General features: G+C 73.3%; 20 protein-coding genes. 11 read left to right on the top strand and 9 right to left on the bottom strand.

What is annotated here, in order from left to right:
- Positions 1–180: 180 nt before the first annotated feature.
- The gene (gene proC / locus KV557_RS08475; RefSeq protein WP_218199129.1) at positions 181–1,008 is read right to left on the bottom strand and encodes a pyrroline-5-carboxylate reductase; all 828 of its coding nucleotides are present in this window, start codon (positions 1,006–1,008) and stop codon (positions 181–183) included.
- Between the two features lie 188 nt (positions 1,009–1,196).
- Between proC and KV557_RS08470 the strand changes: the two genes are divergently transcribed.
- Positions 1,197–1,646 (top strand): hypothetical protein, encoded by a 450-nt coding sequence (locus KV557_RS08470; RefSeq protein WP_218199128.1) that lies wholly within the window; start codon positions 1,197–1,199, stop codon positions 1,644–1,646.
- A gap of 133 nt (positions 1,647–1,779) precedes the next feature.
- Complete coding sequence (locus KV557_RS08465) at positions 1,780–3,129, top strand: SCO2583/SCO2584 N-terminal domain-containing protein (RefSeq protein WP_218199127.1); 1,350 nt, start codon at positions 1,780–1,782, stop codon at positions 3,127–3,129.
- A 4-nt stretch (positions 3,130–3,133) separates the two neighbouring features.
- Here the strand turns inward: KV557_RS08465 and KV557_RS08460 are convergent, their stop codons facing one another.
- The 6 genes from KV557_RS08460 to KV557_RS08435 form a co-directional block, all read right to left on the bottom strand.
- A complete protein-coding gene (locus KV557_RS08460; protein ID WP_218199126.1) occupies positions 3,134–3,646 on the bottom strand; it encodes a hypothetical protein in 513 nt (170 codons plus the stop codon).
- Between the two features lie 81 nt (positions 3,647–3,727).
- Positions 3,728–5,572, bottom strand: coding sequence for a dihydroxy-acid dehydratase (ilvD, locus tag KV557_RS08455; RefSeq protein ID WP_218199125.1), 1,845 nt, complete (start codon positions 5,570–5,572; stop codon positions 3,728–3,730).
- A gap of 179 nt (positions 5,573–5,751) precedes the next feature.
- Positions 5,752–6,522 (bottom strand): class I SAM-dependent methyltransferase, encoded by a 771-nt coding sequence (locus tag KV557_RS08450; protein ID WP_218199124.1) that lies wholly within the window; start codon positions 6,520–6,522, stop codon positions 5,752–5,754.
- A gap of 46 nt (positions 6,523–6,568) precedes the next feature.
- Positions 6,569–7,372, bottom strand: a complete 804-nt coding sequence (locus tag KV557_RS08445; protein WP_218199159.1) for a sugar phosphate isomerase/epimerase family protein — start codon at positions 7,370–7,372, stop codon at positions 6,569–6,571.
- Positions 7,373–7,933: 561 nt separating this feature from the next.
- Positions 7,934–8,896, bottom strand: a complete 963-nt coding sequence (locus KV557_RS08440) for a Ppx/GppA phosphatase family protein (protein ID WP_218199123.1) — start codon at positions 8,894–8,896, stop codon at positions 7,934–7,936.
- A 90-nt stretch (positions 8,897–8,986) separates the two neighbouring features.
- Entirely contained in the window at positions 8,987–9,841 is an 855-nt protein-coding gene (locus tag KV557_RS08435) for a glycerophosphodiester phosphodiesterase (RefSeq protein WP_218199122.1), read from the bottom strand.
- A 140-nt stretch (positions 9,842–9,981) separates the two neighbouring features.
- Here KV557_RS08435 and KV557_RS08430 point away from each other — a divergent pair, with 140 nt between their 5' ends.
- A complete protein-coding gene (locus tag KV557_RS08430) occupies positions 9,982–10,863 on the top strand; it encodes a hypothetical protein (RefSeq protein WP_218199121.1) in 882 nt (293 codons plus the stop codon).
- A 38-nt stretch (positions 10,864–10,901) separates the two neighbouring features.
- Here the strand turns inward: KV557_RS08430 and KV557_RS08425 are convergent, their stop codons facing one another.
- Entirely contained in the window at positions 10,902–12,071 is a 1,170-nt protein-coding gene (locus KV557_RS08425) for an NADH-quinone oxidoreductase subunit D (protein WP_218199120.1), read from the bottom strand.
- Positions 12,072–12,093: 22 nt separating this feature from the next.
- Positions 12,094–13,101: an SAM-dependent methyltransferase gene (locus KV557_RS08420; RefSeq protein ID WP_218199119.1), complete on the bottom strand. Its 1,008-nt coding sequence runs from the start codon at positions 13,099–13,101 to the stop codon at positions 12,094–12,096.
- A 129-nt stretch (positions 13,102–13,230) separates the two neighbouring features.
- Here KV557_RS08420 and KV557_RS08415 point away from each other — a divergent pair, with 129 nt between their 5' ends.
- The 8 genes from KV557_RS08415 (at position 13,231) to KV557_RS08380 (ending at position 21,296) form a co-directional block, all read left to right on the top strand.
- Entirely contained in the window at positions 13,231–14,454 is a 1,224-nt protein-coding gene (locus KV557_RS08415; protein WP_218199118.1) for a sensor histidine kinase, read from the top strand.
- Between the two features lie 32 nt (positions 14,455–14,486).
- A complete protein-coding gene (locus tag KV557_RS08410) occupies positions 14,487–15,176 on the top strand; it encodes a response regulator (RefSeq protein ID WP_218199117.1) in 690 nt (229 codons plus the stop codon).
- Positions 15,177–15,272: 96 nt separating this feature from the next.
- Positions 15,273–16,238 (top strand): Rossmann-like and DUF2520 domain-containing protein, encoded by a 966-nt coding sequence (locus KV557_RS08405; RefSeq protein ID WP_218199116.1) that lies wholly within the window; start codon positions 15,273–15,275, stop codon positions 16,236–16,238.
- Between the two features lie 151 nt (positions 16,239–16,389).
- The gene (panC, locus tag KV557_RS08400) at positions 16,390–17,295 is read left to right on the top strand and encodes a pantoate--beta-alanine ligase (RefSeq protein ID WP_218199115.1); all 906 of its coding nucleotides are present in this window, start codon (positions 16,390–16,392) and stop codon (positions 17,293–17,295) included.
- 63 nt (positions 17,296–17,358) lie between these two features.
- On the top strand, positions 17,359–17,805 hold the full coding sequence (gene panD / locus KV557_RS08395) for an aspartate 1-decarboxylase (RefSeq protein ID WP_218199114.1): 447 nt from the start codon (positions 17,359–17,361) through the stop codon (positions 17,803–17,805).
- Between the two features lie 15 nt (positions 17,806–17,820).
- Positions 17,821–19,491, top strand: coding sequence for an L-aspartate oxidase (locus tag KV557_RS08390; protein WP_218199113.1), 1,671 nt, complete (start codon positions 17,821–17,823; stop codon positions 19,489–19,491).
- Positions 19,492–19,494: 3 nt separating this feature from the next.
- On the top strand, positions 19,495–20,463 hold the full coding sequence (gene nadC / locus KV557_RS08385; protein WP_218199112.1) for a carboxylating nicotinate-nucleotide diphosphorylase: 969 nt from the start codon (positions 19,495–19,497) through the stop codon (positions 20,461–20,463).
- Between the two features lie 47 nt (positions 20,464–20,510).
- Entirely contained in the window at positions 20,511–21,296 is a 786-nt protein-coding gene (locus KV557_RS08380; protein ID WP_218199111.1) for a type III pantothenate kinase, read from the top strand.
- Positions 21,297–21,371 lie beyond the last annotated feature (75 nt).

Raw genomic sequence — 21,371 nt, 5'->3', positions numbered from 1 at the left:
CCGGTAGGACGATGTTGGCGAGAGCGTAGGCGGTGCGCCGCGATTGCGGGAGGGGTCGCGCAAGGACTTCCCCTCCCGCACCGGAGGTGTCAGAGCAGCGCGGGCACCTCGGCGAGGTCGGCGATCAGTCCGGTCCAGCGAAGATTGCGGCGTCGAAAGCCGCCGAGCCTAACGGGGCGGCTACTTCCCGCCGGAGGCCAGCTCCCGCGAGCGGTCCCGGGCCGCCTCCAGGGCGCCCAGCAGCGCGGCCCGCACCCCGTGGTTCTCCAGCTCGCGGATGGCCGCGATGGTGGTGCCCGCCGGGGAGGTGACGGCCTCGCGCAGCTTCACCGGGTGCTCGCCGGAGTCGCGCAGCATCACCGAGGCGCCGATCGCCGACTGGACGATCAGGTCGTGCGCCACCTGCCGGGGCAGGCCGAGCAGGATGCCGGCGTCCGTCATCGCCTCGACCAGGAAGTAGAAGTAGGCCGGGCCCGAGCCGGAGAGCGCGGTGGCCGCGTCCTGCTGGGCCTCGGGCAGCCGCAGCGCCTTGCCGACCGAGCTGAAGATCTCCTCGGCCCGCACCAGGTGCTCCTCGGTGGCGTGCGAGCCGCCCGAGATGACGCTCATCCCCTCGTCCACCAGAACGGGCGTGTTGGGCATCACCCGCACCACCGGGGTGCCGGCCGCCAGCCGCTCCTCGAACCACGCGGTGGGGATGCCGGCCGCGGCCGAGATCACCAGCCGGTCCGCACCGACGTGCGGCGCCAGCTCGTCCAGCAGGGTGCCCATGTCCTGCGGCTTCACGGCGAGGATCAGGGTGTCGGCGAGCTTGGCGGCCTCGGTGTTGGAGACGGCCACGACGCCGTAGCGGGCGGTCAGTTCGGCGGCCCGCTCGGGACGGCGGGCGGTCACCAGGACGTCCGCCGGGTCCTTGCCGGCCCGCAGCAGGCCGGAGAGCAGGGCCTCGCCGATCTTGCCGGTGCCCAGGAAGGCGATCTTCTGTCCGTGTGCTGCGCTGGCGCCCATGGCCGCTCCTAACCTCGGTACTGCGGCCATCCTCGCACCGCGCGGGGGCGCCCGGCGGGACCGTCCAGCCCGTGGTCCCCCTGTCGGGGATCCACCGGGGATCCACCGGGGATCCACCCGGGGATCTAGGGAGAAACTCGGGGTTCTCCCCTATGGCTTCCGGCCGGTTGCGGGAGGACCGTGGAGCTATGGCACACGACGAAATGTCCCGACGTGAGAACCGGCAACTCGCCGTCGCCTCGGCGACGATGGGCCCGTGGCGGACGGCCGCGGGAGTCGGTGCGGTGGTGGGGGCGACGGCCCTGGGGATCGACGCGATCACCGGGAACTGGTCGCTGAGCATGCTGGCCGGACCGGCCGGCTGGGGCCTGTTCTTCTTCTTCCTGGTCGGCACGGTGGGCGGGCAGTTGCGCCGCGACACCGGCGACCGGCGGCTGCGGCGCTGGGCGAACGAGCACCCGTGGCAGTCGGCGCTCCCGGCGGCCGGCGGGCTGCTGGTGCTGAACATGCTGGCGCAGATGGTGCTCGGTGACGTGGGTCTGTTCGGCGCGTTCTTCGAGTCGCTCATCCCGGCCGGCATCCTCCTGGCCATCGCCGGGGTGGTGGGGTCGGTGAAGCAGGCCCGCAGCAAGGGCTGAACCCCACGTCAAGGGCTGAGCTCGGGGGCGCGACCTGGGCAAATGGGGTGAAAATCCGTACACCGTCCACGAGTTCACCACAGGGTGTGCCCCCGATCGATGAATCGTCACACCCCGTCGGCATACTGGCGCGATGCCGATTGCCGAAGATCCAGAACCGCGCCCCTCGGAGGGCCGCGAGCCGGGCGGGTCCGACCCGTCCGGAGCGGGCGGGAAGGACCCGTTCGCAGACCTCGTCCTGGACGAGGAGTTCGTCAAGGGTGCCGCCGTCAAGGAGCAGTCCGGCCGCACCAGGATGCTGGCCGCCCGGTGGCAGCACACCCCGCCGGTCGACCCGGGCGGCCGCCGCTCGGTCAACGACGCCCCGGCCGCGCCCAAGCGCCGGTTCGGCCGCAAGCCGAAGCTCGCGGTGGTCGACCCCTGGGGCAACCCGCGCCCGCGCAAGCGCAAGCTGGAGTGGCGCACGCCGCTCTACATCGTGCTGACCATCGCGGTGCTGCTCGCGGCGCTGAACATCGGCGCCCTGCGCAACTGGTACTCCGGCAACGGCTCCTCGAAGGCCTACACCCCCGCGCCCACCGTCGCCCCGGAGACCGCCCGGCCGACCGCCGCGCCCTCCACGGCCGCCGAGCAGCAGCCGACCATCGACCACCCGTGGGCCGGCTCCCCCGCCGAGGGCTGGCCGAATGGCGCGGAGGCATTCGTGCTCCCCGAGGCTCAGGCGACCGGTGTCTTCTCCGCCGAACAGGTGGCCGCCCAGCTGCAGTTGGTCAAGGACTACCTGGCCGCCGCCAACCTCGACCCCAAGGTGATCGCGGGCGGCCGGCCGGACGCCGCGCTCGCGATGCTGGACCGGGACGAGCGGGATCGCGCGACCGCCGCCATCGCGAACCCGTCGAAGGACAACGACCCGACCACCTGGTTCAGCCGCTTCGACCAGCGCGACGCGATCCAGGTGGGCGACATGGTCAAGGTGCAGGGCCGGATCACCTTCGAAGGCGACGGGGACAAGGGAGTCCTGGTCCACACCGACTTCAGCTACGTTTACGCGCTGCGCCCCGGCCCGGAGGCCGGAAAGCGCTCCTCCGGCACACCGAAGCCCGCCACGCCCCGCCCGTCGGCCCCGGCGGCGCCGGGTGGCGGCACCGCGCAGCCGGTCGGCTGGGTGCAGCCGGCCGACAACGTGTCCGGGGACACCTGGACCACCCGCACCATCGTGCGCCGGGTGGACACCTTCCGCTTCTACGACCCGGCCCGCTACCAGGTCAACCCGAAGAAGCTCGTGTTCGACAAGTCCGCGTCGGACCCCGCCAACTCGGCCTGTGGCGTCTACGACGGCTACTACCACCCACAGTTCGACCAGTTCGCGGCGAACGAGCCGGACGCCCCGGGCACCCGCCCGACCGGCCCCGCGGTCGACCCGTACGACCGCAGCAAGGACATCCAGCAGAGCGACGAGTGCGGCACGGTGAGCCGCAACTGACCCGTCAGCGCTTGCGCTTCGCGCCAGGTCGGCCGCCGCGGCCGGCCTGGCGCCTCTCGTACTGCGCGACGGCCTGCTCGTACGCCGCCCGCTGGACCGCCTCGCCCGGGGCCTCGGTGAGGCTGCGGACGAAGTATGCGAGCAGGGTGCCGACCCCGCCGATGATCCAGACCGCGCCGAGCGACCTGTCCTCGGCCATCCAGCCGTCCAGCCGGTCCTTGCCCTCGGCGAGCAGCTTCCAGGTGCGCAGCGCGGCCATCAGTGAGCAGATCGCGATGGCGGCGACCAGCAGCCCGTTGAGGAACCCGCCCTCGGCGGAGAGCGCGATGCCCTCGACGCCCAGGCGCAGGACGAACGCGGCCGCAGCGGCCGTGGCCAGGGCCCCGACCGGTACGGCGACCCGGCGCAGCCAGTAGCCGTTGTCGCGGTGCACCCAGCTGGTGCCGAACCAGCGGATCGGCTCCGGCTCGGGGGCGCCGGCGGGCTTGGGGGCGGGGGTGGGGGGCTGCTCGCTCACGGGACCGATTATCACCCGACCCCGCACAACGGCGGAGGAGCCGGCCCGGCCTGCGGGCGGCTCCTCCGGGTGGTGCGGGGCTCAGCCGAGCTTGGTGACGTCGCGGACGGCGCCCTTGTCGGCGGAGGTGGCCATCGCGGCGTAGGCGCGCAGGGCCTGGCTGACCTGGCGGTCGCGGTTCTTCGGGCGGTAGCCGCCCGCGGCCTCCAGCGCCCGACGGCGCTCGTCCAGCACCTCGGCGGGGACCTCCAGGGAGATCTTCCGGCCGGGGATGTCGATGGCGATGGTGTCGCCGTCCTCGACCAGGGCGATGGTGCCGCCCGAGGCGGCCTCCGGGGAGGCGTGGCCGATGGACAGGCCCGAGGTGCCGCCCGAGAAGCGGCCGTCGGTGACCAGGGCGCAGGCCTTGCCGAGGCCGCGGCCCTTGAGGAACGAGGTCGGGTAGAGCATCTCCTGCATGCCGGGACCGCCCTTGGGGCCCTCGTAGCGGATGACGACGACGTCGCCCTCCTTGACCCGCTTCGCCAGGATCGCCTCGACGGCGTCCTCCTGGGACTCGACGACGACGGCCGGGCCGCTGAAGGTCCAGATCGACTCGTCGACGCCGGCGGTCTTCACGATGCAGCCGTCCTCGGCGAGGTTGCCGTACAGCACGGCGAGGCCGCCCTCGACGGAGTAGGCGTGCTCGACGCTGCGGATGCAGCCCTTGGCGGCGTCGGTGTCCAGCGACTCCCAGCGCTCGGACTGCGAGAAGGCCTCGGCGGAGCGGACGCAGCCGGGGGCGGCGTGCCACAGCTCGACGGCCTCGGCGGAGGGCGAACCGCCGCGCACGTCCCAGGTCTTGAGCCACTCGGCGAGCGAGTCGGCGTGCACGGTGTGGACGTCCTCGTTGAGCAGTCCGGCCCGGTACAGCTCGCCGAGGATGGCGGGGATGCCGCCGGCCCGGTGCACGTCCTCCATGTAGTACGAGCCGTTGGGCGCGACCTTGGAGAGGCAGGGCACCTTGCGGGAGATGGCGTCGATGGCCCGCAGGTCGAAGTCCAGCTCGGCCTCCTGGGCGGCGGCGAGCAGGTGCAGGATGGTGTTGGTCGAGCCGCCCATGGCGATGTCCAGGGCCATGGCGTTCTCGAACGCGGCGCGGGTGGCGATCGCGCGGGGCAGCACGGAGGCGTCGTCCCGGCCGTAGTGGCGGTTCGCGACCTCGACGACGGTGTGCCCGGCCTTCTCGTAGAGGGCGCGGCGGGCGGTGTGGGTCGCGAGGACCGAGCCGTTGCCGGGCAGCGAGAGGCCGATCGCCTCGGTGAGGCAGTTCATCGAGTTGGCGGTGAACATGCCGGAGCACGAGCCGCAGGTGGGGCAGGCGTTCTCCTCGATGATCGCGATGTCCTCGTCGGAGACGTTCTCGTTGACCGCCTGGGAGATCGCGTCGACCAGGTCGAGCTTGCGCACGGTGCCGTCGACCAGGGTGGCCTTGCCGGCCTCCATCGGGCCACCGGAGACGAAGACGGTCGGGATGTTGAGGCGCAGCGCGGCCATCAGCATGCCCGGGGTGATCTTGTCGCAGTTGGAGATGCAGATCAGTGCGTCGGCGCAGTGCGCGTTGACCATGTACTCGACCGAGTCGGCGATCAGGTCACGCGAGGGCAGCGAGTAGAGCATGCCGCTGTGGCCCATCGCGATCCCGTCGTCGACGGCGATGGTGTTGAACTCGCGCGGGATGCCGCCGGCCTGCTTGATCGCCTCGGAGACGATCCGGCCCACCGGCTGCAGGTGGGTGTGGCCGGGGACGAACTCGGTGAAGGAGTTGGCGACCGCGATGATCGGCTTGCCGAAGTCCTCGCGGGCTACGCCGGCGGCCCGGAGAAGCGCCCGGGCGCCTGCCATGTTGCGACCGTGGGTGACCGTACGGGACCTCAGCTCGGGCACTGTGCTCCACTCCTTCGGGGCTGGCGCGCGGCCCGCGGGTTCGAGGGTGCGGGGGCCGCTGTGGCTACCGAGCCTACGCCCGCCGTCCGGGCCGCGGACGGTCCGTCCGCGATGCGGTCAGGCGGGTGCAGGCGTCTTCGGGGCGTCGGGTGTCGGGCTCTCAGACAGCCGTCCGGGCCTCAGGCGGGCGTGATCGCGACCACCAGTTCCAGGACGTAGGGCTCGTCCACCCAGCCGCCCGGGAACTCCGCGGTCATCGCCGCCCGCTCGGCGGCCAGCACCGGCTCGCGCTCCGCTGGGGCGAGGGACGCCATGTACGAGCGGGAGGTGAGGTCGGTGAGCACGTGGTCGACGGTGATCCGCCGCTCCCAGCGCAGCACTGTGCGCTCGACCGCCAACCCGGCCGGGGCGAAATGGCCGGTGAACTCGCTGATCCGGCCGTAGCCGTGGTACCGGCCGGGCAGCGCGGCGGCCATCCGCTCGGCCCGGGCGCGGACCCACGGCACGGTCTCGTCGTGCACGTTCCACCAGGTGGCGAGCGCGCCGCCGGGCCGGAGCACCCGGATCGCCTCGGGAATGGCCAGCTCGGGGTGGGTCCAGTGGAAGGCCTGGGCGTAGGTGATCAGGTCGGCGGAGTTGTCATGGAAGGGGAGGTCGTCGCCGGTCGCCTTCACCAGCGGCAGGCCGGGCGAGGAGGCCAGGAACTGGGCGGCCATGCCCGCGTTGGGCTCGACCGCGACGACGTCGGCGCCGCGGGCGGCGAGCAGCCGGGTGGCGATGCCGGTGCCGGCGCCGACGTCCAGCACCCGGGCGTTCTTGAGGCTCCGGCCGGACAGCCGCTCCAGCGTGTCGAACAGTTCGTCCGGGTAGCCGGGGCGGCCCCGGTCGTACTCGGCGGCGACCCCGCCGAAGCACTCGGCGATCTCCCGGAAGTCCTGGTCCTCCGTCATGTCTCCCCCTCCGTACGGCACTTCGTTCCCGCGCGGGCGCAAGGACTCAGCGTACGCGCGAGGGGGTGGCCAGGTGCAAGCGGGTGAAGGCGAGCGCCTCGACGAGGTCGGCCTCGCGTTCGGCGGGGGACGCGGAGCGGCGCGTGTTGACCTCCAGCACCACGTGGCCGTCGAAGCCGGTGCGGGCCAGGTGCTCAAGCAGCTCGGCGCACGGCTGCTTGCCGCGGCCGGGGATCAGGTGCTCGTCCTTGCCGGAGCCGCTGCCGTCGGCGAGGTGGATGTGGGCGAGCCGGTCGCCCATCCGCTCGACCATCTCCAGCGCGTCGATCCGGGAGGTCGCGGCGTGCGAGAGGTCGATGGTGAAGTGCCGGTACTCCTCCTCCGTGACGTCCCAGCCGGGGGCGTAGGCGAGCATCTCGCGGTCCCGGTAGCGCCACGGGTACATGTTCTCGACCGCGAACCGGACGTCGGTCTCGCCCGCCATCCGGTTGATGCCCTCGACGAACTCGCGGGCGTACTGGCGCTGCCAGCGGAACGGCGGGTGGACGACGACGGCACTCGCGCCGAGCTTCTCGGCCGCCGCCCGGGCCCGGACCAGCTTGGTCCACGGGTCGGTGGTCCAGACCCGCTGGGTGATCAGCAGGCAGGGCGCGTGCACCGCCAGGATCGGCAGCCGATGGTGGTCGGAGAGGCGGCGCAGCGCGTCGATGTCCTGGCTGACCGGGTCGTTCCAGACCATCACCTCGACCCCGTCGTAGCCGAGCTTGGCGGCCAGTTCGAAGGCGACGGCGGTGCTCGCCGGGTAGACCGAGGCGGTGGAGAGGGCGACCTTGGTGTCGGGGATGTGCAGGGCCGGGTGCGGGGGCAGCACCAGCCGGTCGGTGGTGCGCAGCAGCGGCGCCCGGGCGGCCTCGCGCTTGGCGGCCTTGACGGACTTCACCGACTGGACGGCGGCCTTGGCGGCTCCGGCGGCCCGGGCGGTGCGGGTCTCCCGGGGGGCCGCGGCGGGGGCTTTGGGGGTGGCCTTCGGGGTGGCCTTCTTGGCAGTCGTGCCCGCGGCTTTCTTCGCGGTGCCGTTCTTCGCGGTGCCGTTCTTCGCGGTGCCCTTCTTCGCGGCGGCCTTCTTCGCGGTGCGCTGGGTCGCCTTGACGGCCTTGGCGGCCTGCGCCGCGGTGGCGCCCTTGACCGCCTTCCCGAGCTTGCGGCGCGGTCCGTCCGGCCGCGGCTGCCCGTCCTCGGGGGCGCGGCCGTCCCGCGTCCCGTCGTCGCCCGCTGGTTGCACCACGGGAGACAGCGTAAGCGGACCGCGCGCCGAACGGAGACCTTAGGGCCCGTCTCCGAACTCCCGCCTGCGTGGCGACGCCGGGAGTTCGGAGACGGGCCCTACCCCTCGGCGAACGAGACGGGGCTCTCAGGAGGTCAGCGCGGGGCGGCGGCGGTCGGCAGGGCTGTCCATGGCGTCCAGGCGGCGCAGGATGATGCCCTCGCGCAGGGCCCACGGGCAGACGTCCAGCTCCTCCAGCCCGAAGAGGTCCATCGCGGCGTCGGCGACCAGGGCGCCGGCCAGCATCTGCTTGGCCCGGCCCTCGGAGACGCCGGGGATCTGGGCCCGCTCGGCGACCGTCATCGCGGACAGCCGCGGCAGCCACGCGGACAGGCCGCTGCGGGTGAGCCGGCGGTCGGCGTACGGACCGGCGTCGGCCGGGGCGGCGCCGGTCATCCGGGCCAGCTGCTTGAAGGTCTTGGAGGTGGCGACGGCGTGCTGCGGGGCGCCGAGCCGGGCGATCTCGCCGACCACGGTGCCCATCTCGGCCCGGATGTGGCGTCTGAGCTCGCGCAGCCCGTCCGGGTCGGCGACGTCGCCGGGCAGCCAGCGGGCGGTCAGCCGGCCCGCGCCGAGCGGCAGTGAGCAGGCGACGTCGGGCTGCTCGTCCCGGCCGCAGGCGATCTCCAGCGAGCCGCCGCCGATGTCCAGGTTGAGCAGCCGGCCGGAGGACCAGCCGAACCAGCGGCGCACCGCGAGGAAGGTGAGCCGGGCCTCGTCCTGCCCGGACAGCACCCGAAGCTCGACGCCGGTCTCGGCGGCGACCCGGCGCAGCACCTCCTCGCCGTTGGCGGCTTCCCGGACGGCGGAGGTGGCGAACGGCAGGATGTCGGCGACGCCCTTGTCCTCGGCGACCCGCAGCGAGGAGGCGACGTGGCCGACCAGCCGCTCGATCCCGGCCTCGCTTATCGCCCCCTCCTCGTCCAGCAGCTCGGCGAGGCGCAGCTCGGCCTTGTGCGAGTAAGCGGGCAGCGGGGCGGCACCGGGATGGGCGTCCACCACGAGGAAGTGGACGGTGTTGGAACCTACGTCGAGCACACCGAGTCGCATAACTCTCCACGCTACGCGATCCGGTCTCCCGGGTGATCGGTTGCGACGGTACTCGTGCTGGTCCCGGCTCCCGTCCCACAACATGCTCCGTCAGTGCCCGCGCGGGCCTGCCGTGCGGTCGGTGGGGCAGTTGGCGTCCAGCCAGCGGCGGGCCCGGCCAGGGGTGTCCGTGATCAGGCCGTCGGCGTCGCGGGCCGTCATCAGCTGCCAGGACTCCTCGTCGTCGAGGGTCCACACGTACACCTCGCGCCCTGCCTTGCGCTCGGCGGCGATCCGGGAGGCGCTGGCCAGGGTGGCGTCCAGGGCGATGCCGCGCAGCGGCAGGTCGCCGGGGTTGTCGGCGAGCGCGGCGCCCTGGATGAGGACGACGGGCAGGGCTGGCGCGGCGGCGTGGGCCAGGCGCAGGTGGTCGGCGGAGAACGAGTAGAGGACGACGTGGGCGCCGCTGCCGGCCGCGAGCTTCGCGATCCGGGTGACGTCCTCGGGCCGGCGCTGCCACTTGATCTCCATCAGCAGGGTGGCGTTGCTGCCGGCGAGCCGCTTGAGCAGCTGGTCCAGGGTGGGCACGGGCTCGGCGGGGCCGGGGCCGACGGTCACCCGGAGGGCGGCGACCTGAGCTGCGGTCAGGTCGCCGACCGCGCCCTTGCCGTCGGTGGTGCGGTCCACCGTGGCGTCGTGCATCAGCACCGGGACGCCGTCCCGGGTGGTCTGGACGTCGGTCTCCAGCCAGTCCGCGCCCTCCTGGAGCGCGGTGTCGAAGGAGGCCATGGTGTTCTCGGGGGCGCTCTGCGGCGCGCCCCGGTGGCCGATCACCACCGGCGCCCCGCACACCGGCGGCGCGGCGTCGGCGCGGGCCCGGAGCCCGGGCTCGGCGGCGCAGCCGGCGGCCAGGACCGCGAGGGCGGCGAGGACGGCGGTCCGGGCGGCGCGGGGCGAGGCGGTCACGGCTCGGGGCTCCAGCTCTGTGGTCGGGCGCCGCGGGGCGCGGGCGCTCGGGGATCCACTATGGGTCGGCGCGGAATCATCAAACTGATCTGACTGCGCAACGCCGTCGTCGGTTCCCCCGAAGGCTCTACCCTTGCCGGGTGGCAGCAGCAGAAACGTCCAAGAAGAAGTCCAAGGCGCAGGCCCCCGCGGGTCCGGCCCCGGTCGACCTGGCCATGCCGGCCCTGCGCGCCGAGGTCCCGCTCGACTTCCCGCGCGCCTGGGTCGAGTTCGCCGACCCCGACGACGAGGAGCAGGTGTTCCGCTGCGACCTCACCTGGCTGACCTCGCGCTGGTCGTGCATCTTCGGCCGGGGCTGCCACGGCATCCGCGAGGGCCGCGGCGCCTCGGACGGCTGCTGCACGCTGGGCGCGCACTACTCGGACGAGGACGACGAGAAGCGGGTCGCCGGGCACGCGGCCCGGCTGACGCCGGACATCTGGGAGAACTTCGCGCACGGCACCGACGCCAAGGGCCGGATCAAGGCCGACGACGGCATCACCATGCTCGACGAGGACGGCGACCGCCAGACCCGCCGGGTCAACGGCGCCTGCATCTTCGTGAACAGCCCCGGCTTCGCCGGCGGCGCCGGCTGCGCGCTGCACGCGCTGGCACTCAAGGAGGGCCGGGAGCCGCTGGAGACGAAGCCGGACGTCTGCTGGCAGCTGCCGATCCGCCGCACCTACGACTGGATCGACCGGCCGGACGACACCCGCTACCTCCAGGTCAGCATCGGCGAGTACGACCGCCGCGGCTGGGGCCCGGGCGGGCACGACCTGCACTGGTGGTGCACCGGCAGCCCGGAGGCGCACGGCGGCCCGGACCCGGTGTACGTCAGCTACCGCCCCGAGCTCACCGAGCTGATGGGCAAGGCGGCGTACGACGTGCTGGCCGGCCTGTGCGAGGAGCGGATCGCCACCAAGGGCGACCGCAAGGTGGCCCCGCACCCGGCCGACCCGGTCAGGAAGCCCAAGAAGAGCTGACCCGTCCCGCAGTCGCCTGCTTGGCCCCTACTTGTCGACTACTTGTCGATGTCCCCGACGACGAAGAACATCGACCCCAGGATCGCGACCATGTCCGCGACCAGCGTGCCGGGCAGCAGCTCGGTCAGCGCCTGGATGTTGTTGAAGGACGCCGAGCGCAGCTTGAGCCGCCACGGCGTCTTGTCGCCGCGCGAGACCAGGTAGTAGCCGTTGATCCCGAGCGGGTTCTCGGTCCAGGCGTAGGTGCTGCCCTCGGGGGCCTTGAGCACCTTGGGCAGCCGCAGGTTGACCGGGCCGGGCGCCAGCGTGGCGAGCTTGTCCAGGCAGGCGTCGGCCAGGTCCAGCGCGTTGACCGTCTGCTCCAGCAGGCACTCGAAGCGGGCCAGGCAGTCGCCCTCCTCGCGGGTGACCACCGTGAGCACCTGCCGCAGCTCGTCGGAGCCGTACGCGAGGTAGGGCTCGTCGCGACGCAGGTCGAGGTCGAGGCCGCTGGCGCGGGCGATCGGCCCGCTGACGCCGTACGCCTCGGCCTGCGCCCGGGTGAGGACGCCGACGCCGGCGGTGCGGGCGCGGAAGATCTCGTTGCCGAGGACGAGGTCCTCGAAGACGGGCAGCTGGGAGCGGACGGTGGCGACGGCGGTGCGCACCCGGCCGAGCCAGCCGGCCGGCAGGTCCTCCTTGAGGCCGCCGACCCGGTTGAACATGTAGTGCATGCGCCCGCCGGAGGCCTCCTCCAGGACGTACTGGAGGTCCTCGCGGCCGGTGAAGGCGTGGAAGATCGGGGTGATGCCACCGAGCTCCAGCGGGTACGAGCCGAGGAACATCAGGTGGTTGAGCACCCGGTTGAGCTCGGCGAGCAGGGTGCGGATCCACACCGCCCGCTCGGGGACCTCCATGCCGAGCATCCGCTCGACGCCGAGCACGACGCCGAGCTCGTTGGAGAAGGCGGAGAGCCAGTCGTGCCGGTTGGCCAGCATGATGATCTGCCGGTAGTCGCGGGCCTCGAACAGCTTCTCCGCGCCCCGGTGCATGTAGCCGATGACCGGCTCGGCGGTGATGATGCGCTCGCCGTCGAGCACCAGCCGCAGGCGCAGCACGCCGTGCGTCGCGGGGTGCTGCGGGCCGATGTTGAGCACCATGTCGGTGGTGCCCGCCTCGCCCGTGAAGTTCTCGGCTCCCGCCCCGATGCCGACCGTGGTCTCCCTCATGGACCCAGAGTCTGCCATCCCACTAGGGATTCCAAGCTCGCCGCCCACCCAGAATCTCAAGGGGCGGCATGCGGACGGCCTGGACGAGCCAGCCGAAGGCGCCGAGCCCGGCCGGGTCGGTGAGCTCGGCGCCCTCGCCGGCGCCGCCGAGCGCGCGCAGGTAGGCCACCGGGTCGGTGGAGGCGAGCGCGAGCGACGGGCGGGCGCCGGTCACGCCGAGGGCGTGCAGCGCGTCCCGCTGGGTTGTCCACAGGCTGTGGAGAGCGGGCACGGCGATCGAGTCCAGGGCGACGTGCGCGGTCACGTCGCAGGAGCCGTCCGGCACCGGCGTCACCTCGCGGCCGTCCCGGAAGCCGGCGAAAGTGCCGAGCGGCGGACGGCGGTCGGCGGTGTGCCCGTAGTCGACGGCGACGGCGAGGCCGCGCTCCAGCCCGGCGACGGCGTGCGCCCAGGCCGCGTCCCGGGATCCGCCGAACTCGACGAAGTCCCCGGGGTGTTCGGCCGGCCACCAGCGGGCGGCCCAGGCCGCGTCGGCGGCGGAGACCGGCTCGCCGAGCCGCTGCTCGCCCGTCCCGGTGTCCACCTCGACGTACCGCAGCACCCCGTCCTCGTCCAGCTCGCCGGCGTCCAGCGGCACGTTGTCCAGCCACTCGTTGGCGAACAGCAGCCCGGTGACGCCGCGCGGCACCTCGTCCGTCCACAGGACTGTGGACGGCAGCCCGGCCGGGCGGTCCGCGATCTCCACGCCGTACGGGCGCAACCGCGCGCGCACCCGGTCCGGCAGCTCGGCCAGCACCCCGGTGAGCAGTTCCCCGCGCCCGGCCCCGACATCGACGAGGGCCAGCTCCTCCGGACGGCCGAGGGCCGCGTCAACCTCCAGCAGCAGCCGGGCCACCGCACGGGCGAATCTCGGCGAGGCGTGCACCGAGGTGCGGAAGTGCCCGGCCGGGCCCTCCGGCCTGCGGTAGAACCCGCCGTCCGGGTCGTACAGGGCCTGGTCCATGGCGGGCGCCCACCGCATCCAAGTCATGGGCCGCGACGCTACCCGCCCCCGAGCCCGCCGTCCCACCCGGTGCCAGGGCTTCTCCGACCTACGGAGTAGAACGGATCGCCCTACCGGCGGACCTGGACACACCGCGCGACTGCCTACGCTTGAGACGTGCATCGACTCAACGTCTGGCTCCGCCGTCACCCCATGGTGGTCGACGCCGCCTGGGCGGCGATCGTGCTGGTCTTCGGCCTGCTGCCGAGCGAGAGCCTCACCGGCTGGAAGTTCGACGCGCAGATCGCGATCGCGGTGCTGCTGCCTGCCCTGATGGTCTTCCGCCGCCGCTTCCCCGACGTCACCGTGGCCGCGGCCGCCCTGGTCGGCCTGGGCCAGGTCGCCGTGAACATCGACCCGGCCGCCTCCTCCATCGCCTACCTGGTGTTCGCCTACACCGGCGCCGCCTTCGGCCGGACCTGGACGTCCCGGCTGGCGCTGGCCGCCGGGCTGGCCGCCGGACCCCTGACGTTCTGGCTGATCCACCCCACGAAGACCTGGGTGGACACTGCCGGGGACGTCCACAGCCGCGGCTACAACGAGGGCGAGGCGGCGCTGATCATGCTCCTGATGAGCACGCCGTTCATCCTCTGCTGGGCCTGGGGCCGGCTGACCAGGGTGCGCCGCGCCTACCTCACCGAACTGGAGGACCGCGCCGCCCGGCTGGAGCGCGAGCGGGACGCCCAGGCCAAGGTGGCGGTCGCCGCCGAGCGCGCCCGGATCGCCCGCGAGCTGCACGACGTGGTCGCGCACAACGTCTCGGTCATGATCGTCCAGGCCGACGGCGCCGCGTACGTCCTCGACAACTCGCCCCAGCAGGCGAAGGAGGCGCTCGGCACGATCGCCTCCACCGGCCGGCAGGCGCTGGTCGAGATGCGCCGGCTGCTGGGCGTGCTGCGCACCGCCGACACCGCCGAGGAGTACGTGCCGCAGCCCGGCGTCGAGGAACTGCCCGAACTGCTGGAGCAGGTCCGCACGGCCGGCCTCCGGGTCGACTACGCGACCTCCGGCCACCCGCGCGAACTGCCGCGCGGCGTCGAGCTGACGGTCTACCGGATCGTCCAGGAGGCGCTGACCAACGTCCGCAAGCACGGTGGCCCCGACGTGCACGCCCGGGTCGCCGTCGACTTCGGCGAGCGCGAACTCGCCGTCCTGGTCGAGGACGACGGCCGCGGCAGCACCGACGAACAGCTGACCGCCGGCGGCGCGGACGGCCTCGGCCATGGCCTGATCGGCATGCGCGAGCGGGTCGGCATGGTCAGCGGCAGCCTCGACGTGGGCCCCCGCCCCGGCGGCGGCTTCCGGATCCGCGCCGTCCTGCCGCTCAAGACGGCCCACTAGCCCGCCCCGCCGTTCACCACCAAGGAGCCATCTTGACCATCCGTGTGATGCTCGTCGACGACCAGGAACTGCTGCGCACCGGCTTCCGGATGATCCTGCAGTCGCAGGGCGACATCGAGATCGCCGCCGAGGCCGGCGACGGCGCCCAGGCCCTGGAGCTGCTGAAGCACACGCCGGTCGACGTGATCCTGATGGACGTCCGGATGCCCCGCCTGGACGGGGTGCAGACCACCCGCCGGATCTGCCTGGCCGAGGACGGCAGCCCGGTGCCGGACGCCCCGCACGTGCTCATCCTCACCACCTTTGACCTGGACGAGTACGCCTTCGCCGCGCTCAAGGCCGGCGCCAGCGGCTTCCTGCTCAAGGACGTGCCGCCGACCGAGCTGGTGGCCGCGATCCGCGCGGTGCACGGCGGGGAGGCCGTGGTCGCGCCGACCACCACCCGCCGCATGATCGACCGCTTCGCCGAGGTGCTGCCCACCCCGCAGAGCGCGCCCGGCTCGGACGTCCTCGACCCGCTCACCGACCGCGAGCGGGAGGTGTTCCTGCTGGTCGCCCAGGGGCTCTCGAACGGCGAGATCGCCGCCCGGCTGGTGCTCTCGGAAGCCACCGTGAAGACCCACGTCGGCCGGATCCTGGCCAAGCTCGGCCTGCGCGACCGGGTCCAGGCCGTGGTGCTCGCCTACGAGGCCGGGCTGATCCGGGCCGGGGCGGCGGACTGAGCCTCCCGGGTGAACCGGCGCCGCCCGTAGAATGGGCCGGTACGTCCGGTACCCGAAGAGGACCGGAACGAGATCCGTGAGGACAAGGGCCGCGACGTGAGTACGCCCGACAGTGCCGACTTCGCCGGGTACGGCGAGTTCGCCCCGCTCGCCGACGGCTTCGGCGACCCGCGCGACCCCGGCAACCGCCCGGCCCGGCTCACCGTCGGCGTGGTCGGCACCGGCCGGGTCGGCCCCGCGCTGGGCGCCGCACTGCAGCTCGCCGGCCACACCGTGGTCGCCGCCTCCGGGGTCTCCGCCACCTCCCGCCGCCGTGCCGAGGCACTGCTGCCGGGCGTGCGGATCGTCACCCCGCCGCAGGTGCTGGCGGCCGCCGACCTCGTGCTGCTCACCGTCCCCGACGACGCGCTGGCCGACCTGGTGGCCGGCCTCGCCGCGACCGGCGCCGTACGCCCCGGCCAGCTGGTCGTGCACACCTCCGGCGCGCACGGCGTCGGCATCCTGGACCCCGCCACCCGGGCCGGGGCACTGCCGCTCGCCCTGCACCCGGCGATGACCTTCACCGGCACCTCCGTCGACCTGGACCGGCTGGCCGGCTGCCCGTTCGGCGTCACCGCGCCCGAGGAGCTGCGGCCGGTCGCCGAGGCGCTGGTGGTGGAGATGGGCGGCGAGCCCGAGTGGGTGCCCGAGGAGGTCCGCCCGCTCTACCACACCGCCCTCGCGCACGGCGCGAACCACCTGGTCACGCTGGTCGCGCAGGCGATGGACCTGCTGCGCACGGCCGGCGTCGCCGAACCCGGCCGGCTGCTCGGCCCGCTGCTCGGCGCCGCCCTGGACAACAGCCTGCGCTCCGGCGACGCGGCCCTCACCGGACCGGTCGCCCGGGGCGACGCGGGCACCGTTCGGCGCCACCTGGCGCAGCTCAGTACGGTGTCCCCGGACATCCCGGCGGCCTACCGGGCGATGGCCCGCGCCACCGCCCAGCGGGCGGTGGCGAACGGAACCCTCTCGACCGACTCCGCGGCCGCTGTGCTGGACGCTCTCAACGAGGAGAAGCGGTAGGTGACTCCTCCCCGGCCTGAACCGGGGCTTCTCACTCGGCCGCCGGAGCGGCCTCATGACGGACAAGCCCTGCCCGGCGCGTTACCGCACGGGACGGAGCGTAACAAGGCGGCGGAACCTCGCGCAGCCGGATGAGCGAAGGAGTGCAGTAATGGCGGGCAAGGCCCAGCGAAGCAAGCCCCAGCGGGCGCCGAAGGTCCACCGGGCCGTCGTCACCCACACCGTGGACGACTTCGAGGCCGCGTTCTGGCCGGACGAGCGGCCGGTCGACAACGCCGTCGTGATGACCATGGGCGCCCTGCACGAGGGCCACGCCGCGCTGATCCGCGCCGCCCGCAAGCAGGTCGGCCGGGAGGGCCGGGTCGCGGTGACGGTCTTCGTCAACCCGCTGCAGTTCGGCCCGGCCGAGGACCTGGAGCGCTACCCGCGCACCCTCGACGCGGACGTGCGGCTCGCCGAGGACAACGGCGCCGACGTGGTCTTCGCGCCGTCCGTCGACGAGGTCTACCCGAACGGTGCCCCGCAGGTGCGGATGGCGGCCGGCCCGATGGGCGAGCGCTTCGAGGGCGCCACCCGGCCCGGCCACTTCGACGGCGTGCTCACCGTGGTCGCCAAGCTGCTGCACATCACCGACCCGGACTTCGCCTACTTCGGCGAGAAGGACGCCCAGCAGCTGGCGGTCATCCAGCGGATGGTCGCGGACCTGGACTTCGACGTCGAGATCATCGGCGTGCCGACCGTCCGCGAGGAGGACGGCCTGGCGCTGTCCTCGCGCAACCGCTACCTCTCGGAGGAGGAGCGTTCGCAGGCCCTCGCGCTGTCGAAGGCCCTGTTCGCCGGCCGGGACGTGGCCGCGCAGGGCCCGAAGGCCGTGCGCGAGGCCGCCGCGGCCGTCCTCGACACCGCCGAAGGTGTCACCCTTGACTACCTCGCCCTGATCGACCCGCACGACTTCAGCGAGGCGGCGGACGACTTCCAGGGCGAGGCGGTGCTGGCCGTCGCCGCGAAGGTGGGCACCACCCGCCTGATCGACAACGTCCGCATCATTGTTCGGTAACTCAGTCATTCGGTAACGGGTAAGCAATCCCCTCAGGCATGCACTCACTGGAGGCGTGACCCCATGCTCCGCACCATGCTCAAGTCCAAGATCCACCGGGCCACCGTGACCCAGGCCGACCTGCACTACGTCGGCTCGGTCACGGTGGACGAGGACCTGCTCGACGCCGCCGACCTGCTCCCCGGCGAGCTGGTCCACATCGTCGACATCAACAACGGCGCCCGGCTGGAGACCTACACCATCGCCGGCCCGCGCGGCTCCGGCGTGATCGGCATCAACGGCGCCGCCGCCCGTCTGGTCCACCCCGGCGACCTGGTCATACTCATCGCCTACGGGCAGATGGACACGGCCGAGGCCAAGGGCTACGAGCCGAAGATCGTCTTCGTCGACGAGCGGAACCGGATCACCGGCCTGGGCGGCGACCCGGCCGAGGCCGGGGAGGGCACCGGACTGCTGCGCGGTGACCAGGCGTACGGTGACGGCAACGGCGCGGCAACCGCCGCGCGCTGAAGGAGCCACTGAGCCATGTCCGTTACGCACCGCCTCACCGCCCCCGCCCCCGGCTGGACGACCGCCACCGACGTGGTCGTGGTCGGCTCGGGGGTGGCCGGCCTCACCGTCGCGCTCAACGTCCGCAAGGCCGGCCTGCGGGCCATGGTGGTCACCAAGGCGATGCTGGACGACGGCTCCACCCGCTGGGCCCAGGGCGGCATCGCCGCCGCCCTGGGCGAGGGCGACACCCCCGAGCAGCACCTGGACGACACCCTGGTGGCCGGAGCCGGGCTCTGCGACGAGGAGGCCGTCCGCACCCTGGTCACCGAGGGTCCGGACGCCGTCCGCCGGCTGATCGCCACCGGCGCCGCTTTCGACCGCGGCGACGACGGCGAGATCCTGCTCACCCGCGAGGGCGGCCACCACCGCCGCCGGATCGCGCACGCCGGCGGGGACGCCACCGGCGCCGAGATATCGCGCGCCCTGGTCGCCGCCGTCCGCAGCGACCCCGGCATCGAGCTGATCGAGCACGCCCTCGTCCTCGACCTGCTCACCGACGCCGACGGGCACGCCGCCGGCCTCACCCTGCACGTCATGGGCGAGGGCCAGCGCGACGGCGTCGGCGCCATCCGGGCCCGCGCGGTGGTGCTCGCCACCGGCGGCATGGGCCAGGTCTTCTCCGCCACCACCAACCCGGCGGTCTCCACCGGCGACGGCGTGGCGCTCGCGCTGCGGGCCGGCGCGGCCGTCACCGACCTGGAGTTCGTCCAGTTCCATCCCACCGTGCTCTGGCTCGGCCCGGAGGCCGAGGGCCAGCAGCCGCTGGTCTCCGAGGCGGTCCGCGGCGAGGGCGCCCACCTGGTGGACGCGGACGGCGTCCGCTTCATGGTCGGGCAGCACGAACTCGCCGAACTGGCCCCGCGCGACATCGTCGCCAAGGCGATCACCCAGCGGATGCAGGCCCAAGGCGCCGAGCACATGTTCCTGGACGGGCGGCACTTCGGCGCCGAGATGTGGGAGCACCGCTTCCCGACCATCCTCGCCTCCTGCCGCGCGCACGGCATCGACCCGGTCACCGAGCCGATCCCGGTCGCCCCGGCCGCGCACTACGCCTCCGGCGGCATCCGCACCGACCCGCACGGCCGCACCACCGTCCCGGGCCTGTACGCCTGCGGCGAGGTCGCCTGCACCGGGGTGCACGGCGCCAACCGGCTGGCGTCCAACTCGCTGCTGGAGGGTCTGGTCTTCGCCGAGCGGATCGCCGCCGACCTGACCGACCTGCACCGGGCCGGCGAGCTGCCCGAGCGTGCGGTGGACGTCGCCGCCGCGCGCGCCGCCCAGCCGGTGCCGCTGCCCCCGTCCGAGGCGCGGGCCGAGATCCAGCGGCTGATGTCGCGCGGCGCGGGCGTGCTGCGCTCGGCCGCGTCGATGGCCGACACCGCGGCGGGGCTCACTCTGCTCGCCGAGCAGGCGTACGCGCACGTCGCCGAGGAGAAGCCGGCCGACCCGCGGGTGGAGACCTGGGAGGCGGCCAACCTGCTGCTGGTCTCCACCGCGCTGGTCGCCGCCGCCGCGCAGCGCGCGGAGACTCGCGGCTGCCACTGGCGCGAGGACTTCCCGGAGCGCGACGACGCCTGGCGGCGCCACCTGATCACCACCCTCACCGCCTCCGGCGACCCTGTCAGCACCCCTGAGGAGCAGTAGAAGATGACCCACTCCCACGAGGAACTCCCCCTGGCCGACCAGGGCGGCTGCGGCGACGGCTGCGCCTGCGGGGACGGCGAGGGCTACGAGACCGGCCTCGACCCGCAGCTGGCCGAGCTGCTGGAGCAGGCCGGACTGGACCCGATCGAGGTCGAGGACGTCGCCACCCTGGCGCTGGCCGAGGACCTGGCCGGCGGCGAGGACGTCACCTCGGTAGCCACGGTGCCCGAGGACGCCGTCGCCACCGCGGACTTCACCGCCCGCGAGGCCGGCGTGGTGGCCGGCCTGCGGATCGCCGAGGCGGTCGTCTCGCTGGTCTGCGAGGAGGAGTTCGAGGTCGAGCGGCACGTCCAGGACGGCGAGCGGGTCGAGGCCGGCCAGGTGCTGCTCTCGGTCCGCTCCCGCACCCGGGACCTGCTGACCGCCGAGCGCAGCGCGCTCAACCTGCTCTGCCACCTGTCCGGCATCGCCACCGCGACCCGCGCCTGGGCGGACGCGCTGGCGGGCACCGGCGCGGTCGTCCGGGACACCCGCAAGACCACCCCGGGCCTGCGCGCGATGGAGAAGTTCGCGGTGCGCTGCGGCGGTGGCGCCAACCACCGGATGGCGCTGTCCGACGCCGCCCTGGTCAAGGACAACCACGTGGTCGCGGCCGGCGGCGTGGCCGAGGCCTTCCGGGCCGTCCGGGCCGCCTACCCCGACCTGCCGGTCGAGGTCGAGGTGGACACCCTGGACCAGATCCCGCCGGTGCTGGACGCCGGAGCCGACCTGATCCTGCTGGACAACTTCACCGTCGAGCAGCTGAAGGAGGCCGTCGCGCTGGTGGCCGGCCGGGCCCGGCTGGAGGCCTCCGGCGGACTGACCCTGGCCGGCGCGCGCGAGGTCGCCCAGACTGGTGTCGACTACCTGGCCGTGGGGGCGCTCACGCACTCCTCGCCGATCCTGGACATCGGCCTGGACCTCCGCGCCTGACCGTCAGGAGAAGACGCAGCCTCGCCCCGACTCGCAGAAAGCGCCCCATGCTCCTCACCATCGACGTCGGCAACACCCAGACCACGCTCGGCCTGTTCGACGGCGAGGAAGTGGTGGAACACTGGCGGATCTCCACCGATCCGCGCCGCACGGCCGATGAACTGGCAGTGCTGCTGCAGGGGTTGATGGGCAACCACACCGCGGTGAGCGAGGCCACGGTGGAGGGCCTGGCGATCTGCTCGTCGGTTCCCGCCGTGCTCCACGAGCTCCGCGAGGTGACCCGCCGTTACTACGGCGACGTCCCCGCGGTGATCGTGGAGCCCGGCGTGAAGACCGGGGTGCACGTCCTGATGGACAACCCCAAGGAGGTCGGCGCCGACCGGATCGTCAACGCGCTGGCCGCCAATCACCTGTACGGCGGGCCGTGCATCGTGGTCGACTTCGGCACCGCGACGACCTTCGACGCCGTCAACGCCCGCGGCGACTACGTCGGCGGCGCGATCGCCCCCGGCATCGAGATCTCCGTCGAGGCGCTCGGCGTCCGCGGCGCCCAGCTGCGCAAGATCGAACTGGCCCGCCCCCGCAACGTGATCGGCAAGAACACCGTCGAGGGCATGCAGTCCGGCATCCTCTACGGCTTCGCGGGCCAGGTCGACGGCCTGGTCGACCGGATGGCCAAGGAACTCGCCAAGGACCCGGACGACGTCCAGGTGATCGCCACCGGCGGCCTCGCGACCCTCGTCCTCGGCGAGGCCACCACCATCGACGTCCACGAGCCCTGGCTCACCCTCATCGGCCTCCGCCTGGTCTACGAGCGCAACCGTCCGAGCTGACCGGCTCGTTCGTCAGGTCTCTTTTCGTCAGGGGCCGAACGTGGGGCTTCGGCGCGACGTTACCGACAAATCGGA

It is taken from the genome of Kitasatospora aureofaciens, from assembly GCF_019192735.1.
Classification (GTDB): domain Bacteria; phylum Actinomycetota; class Actinomycetes; order Streptomycetales; family Streptomycetaceae; genus Kitasatospora; species Kitasatospora aureofaciens_A.
The sequence above is the reverse complement of the archived record's forward strand: the minus strand, read 5'-3'. Positions and strand labels throughout refer to the sequence as shown.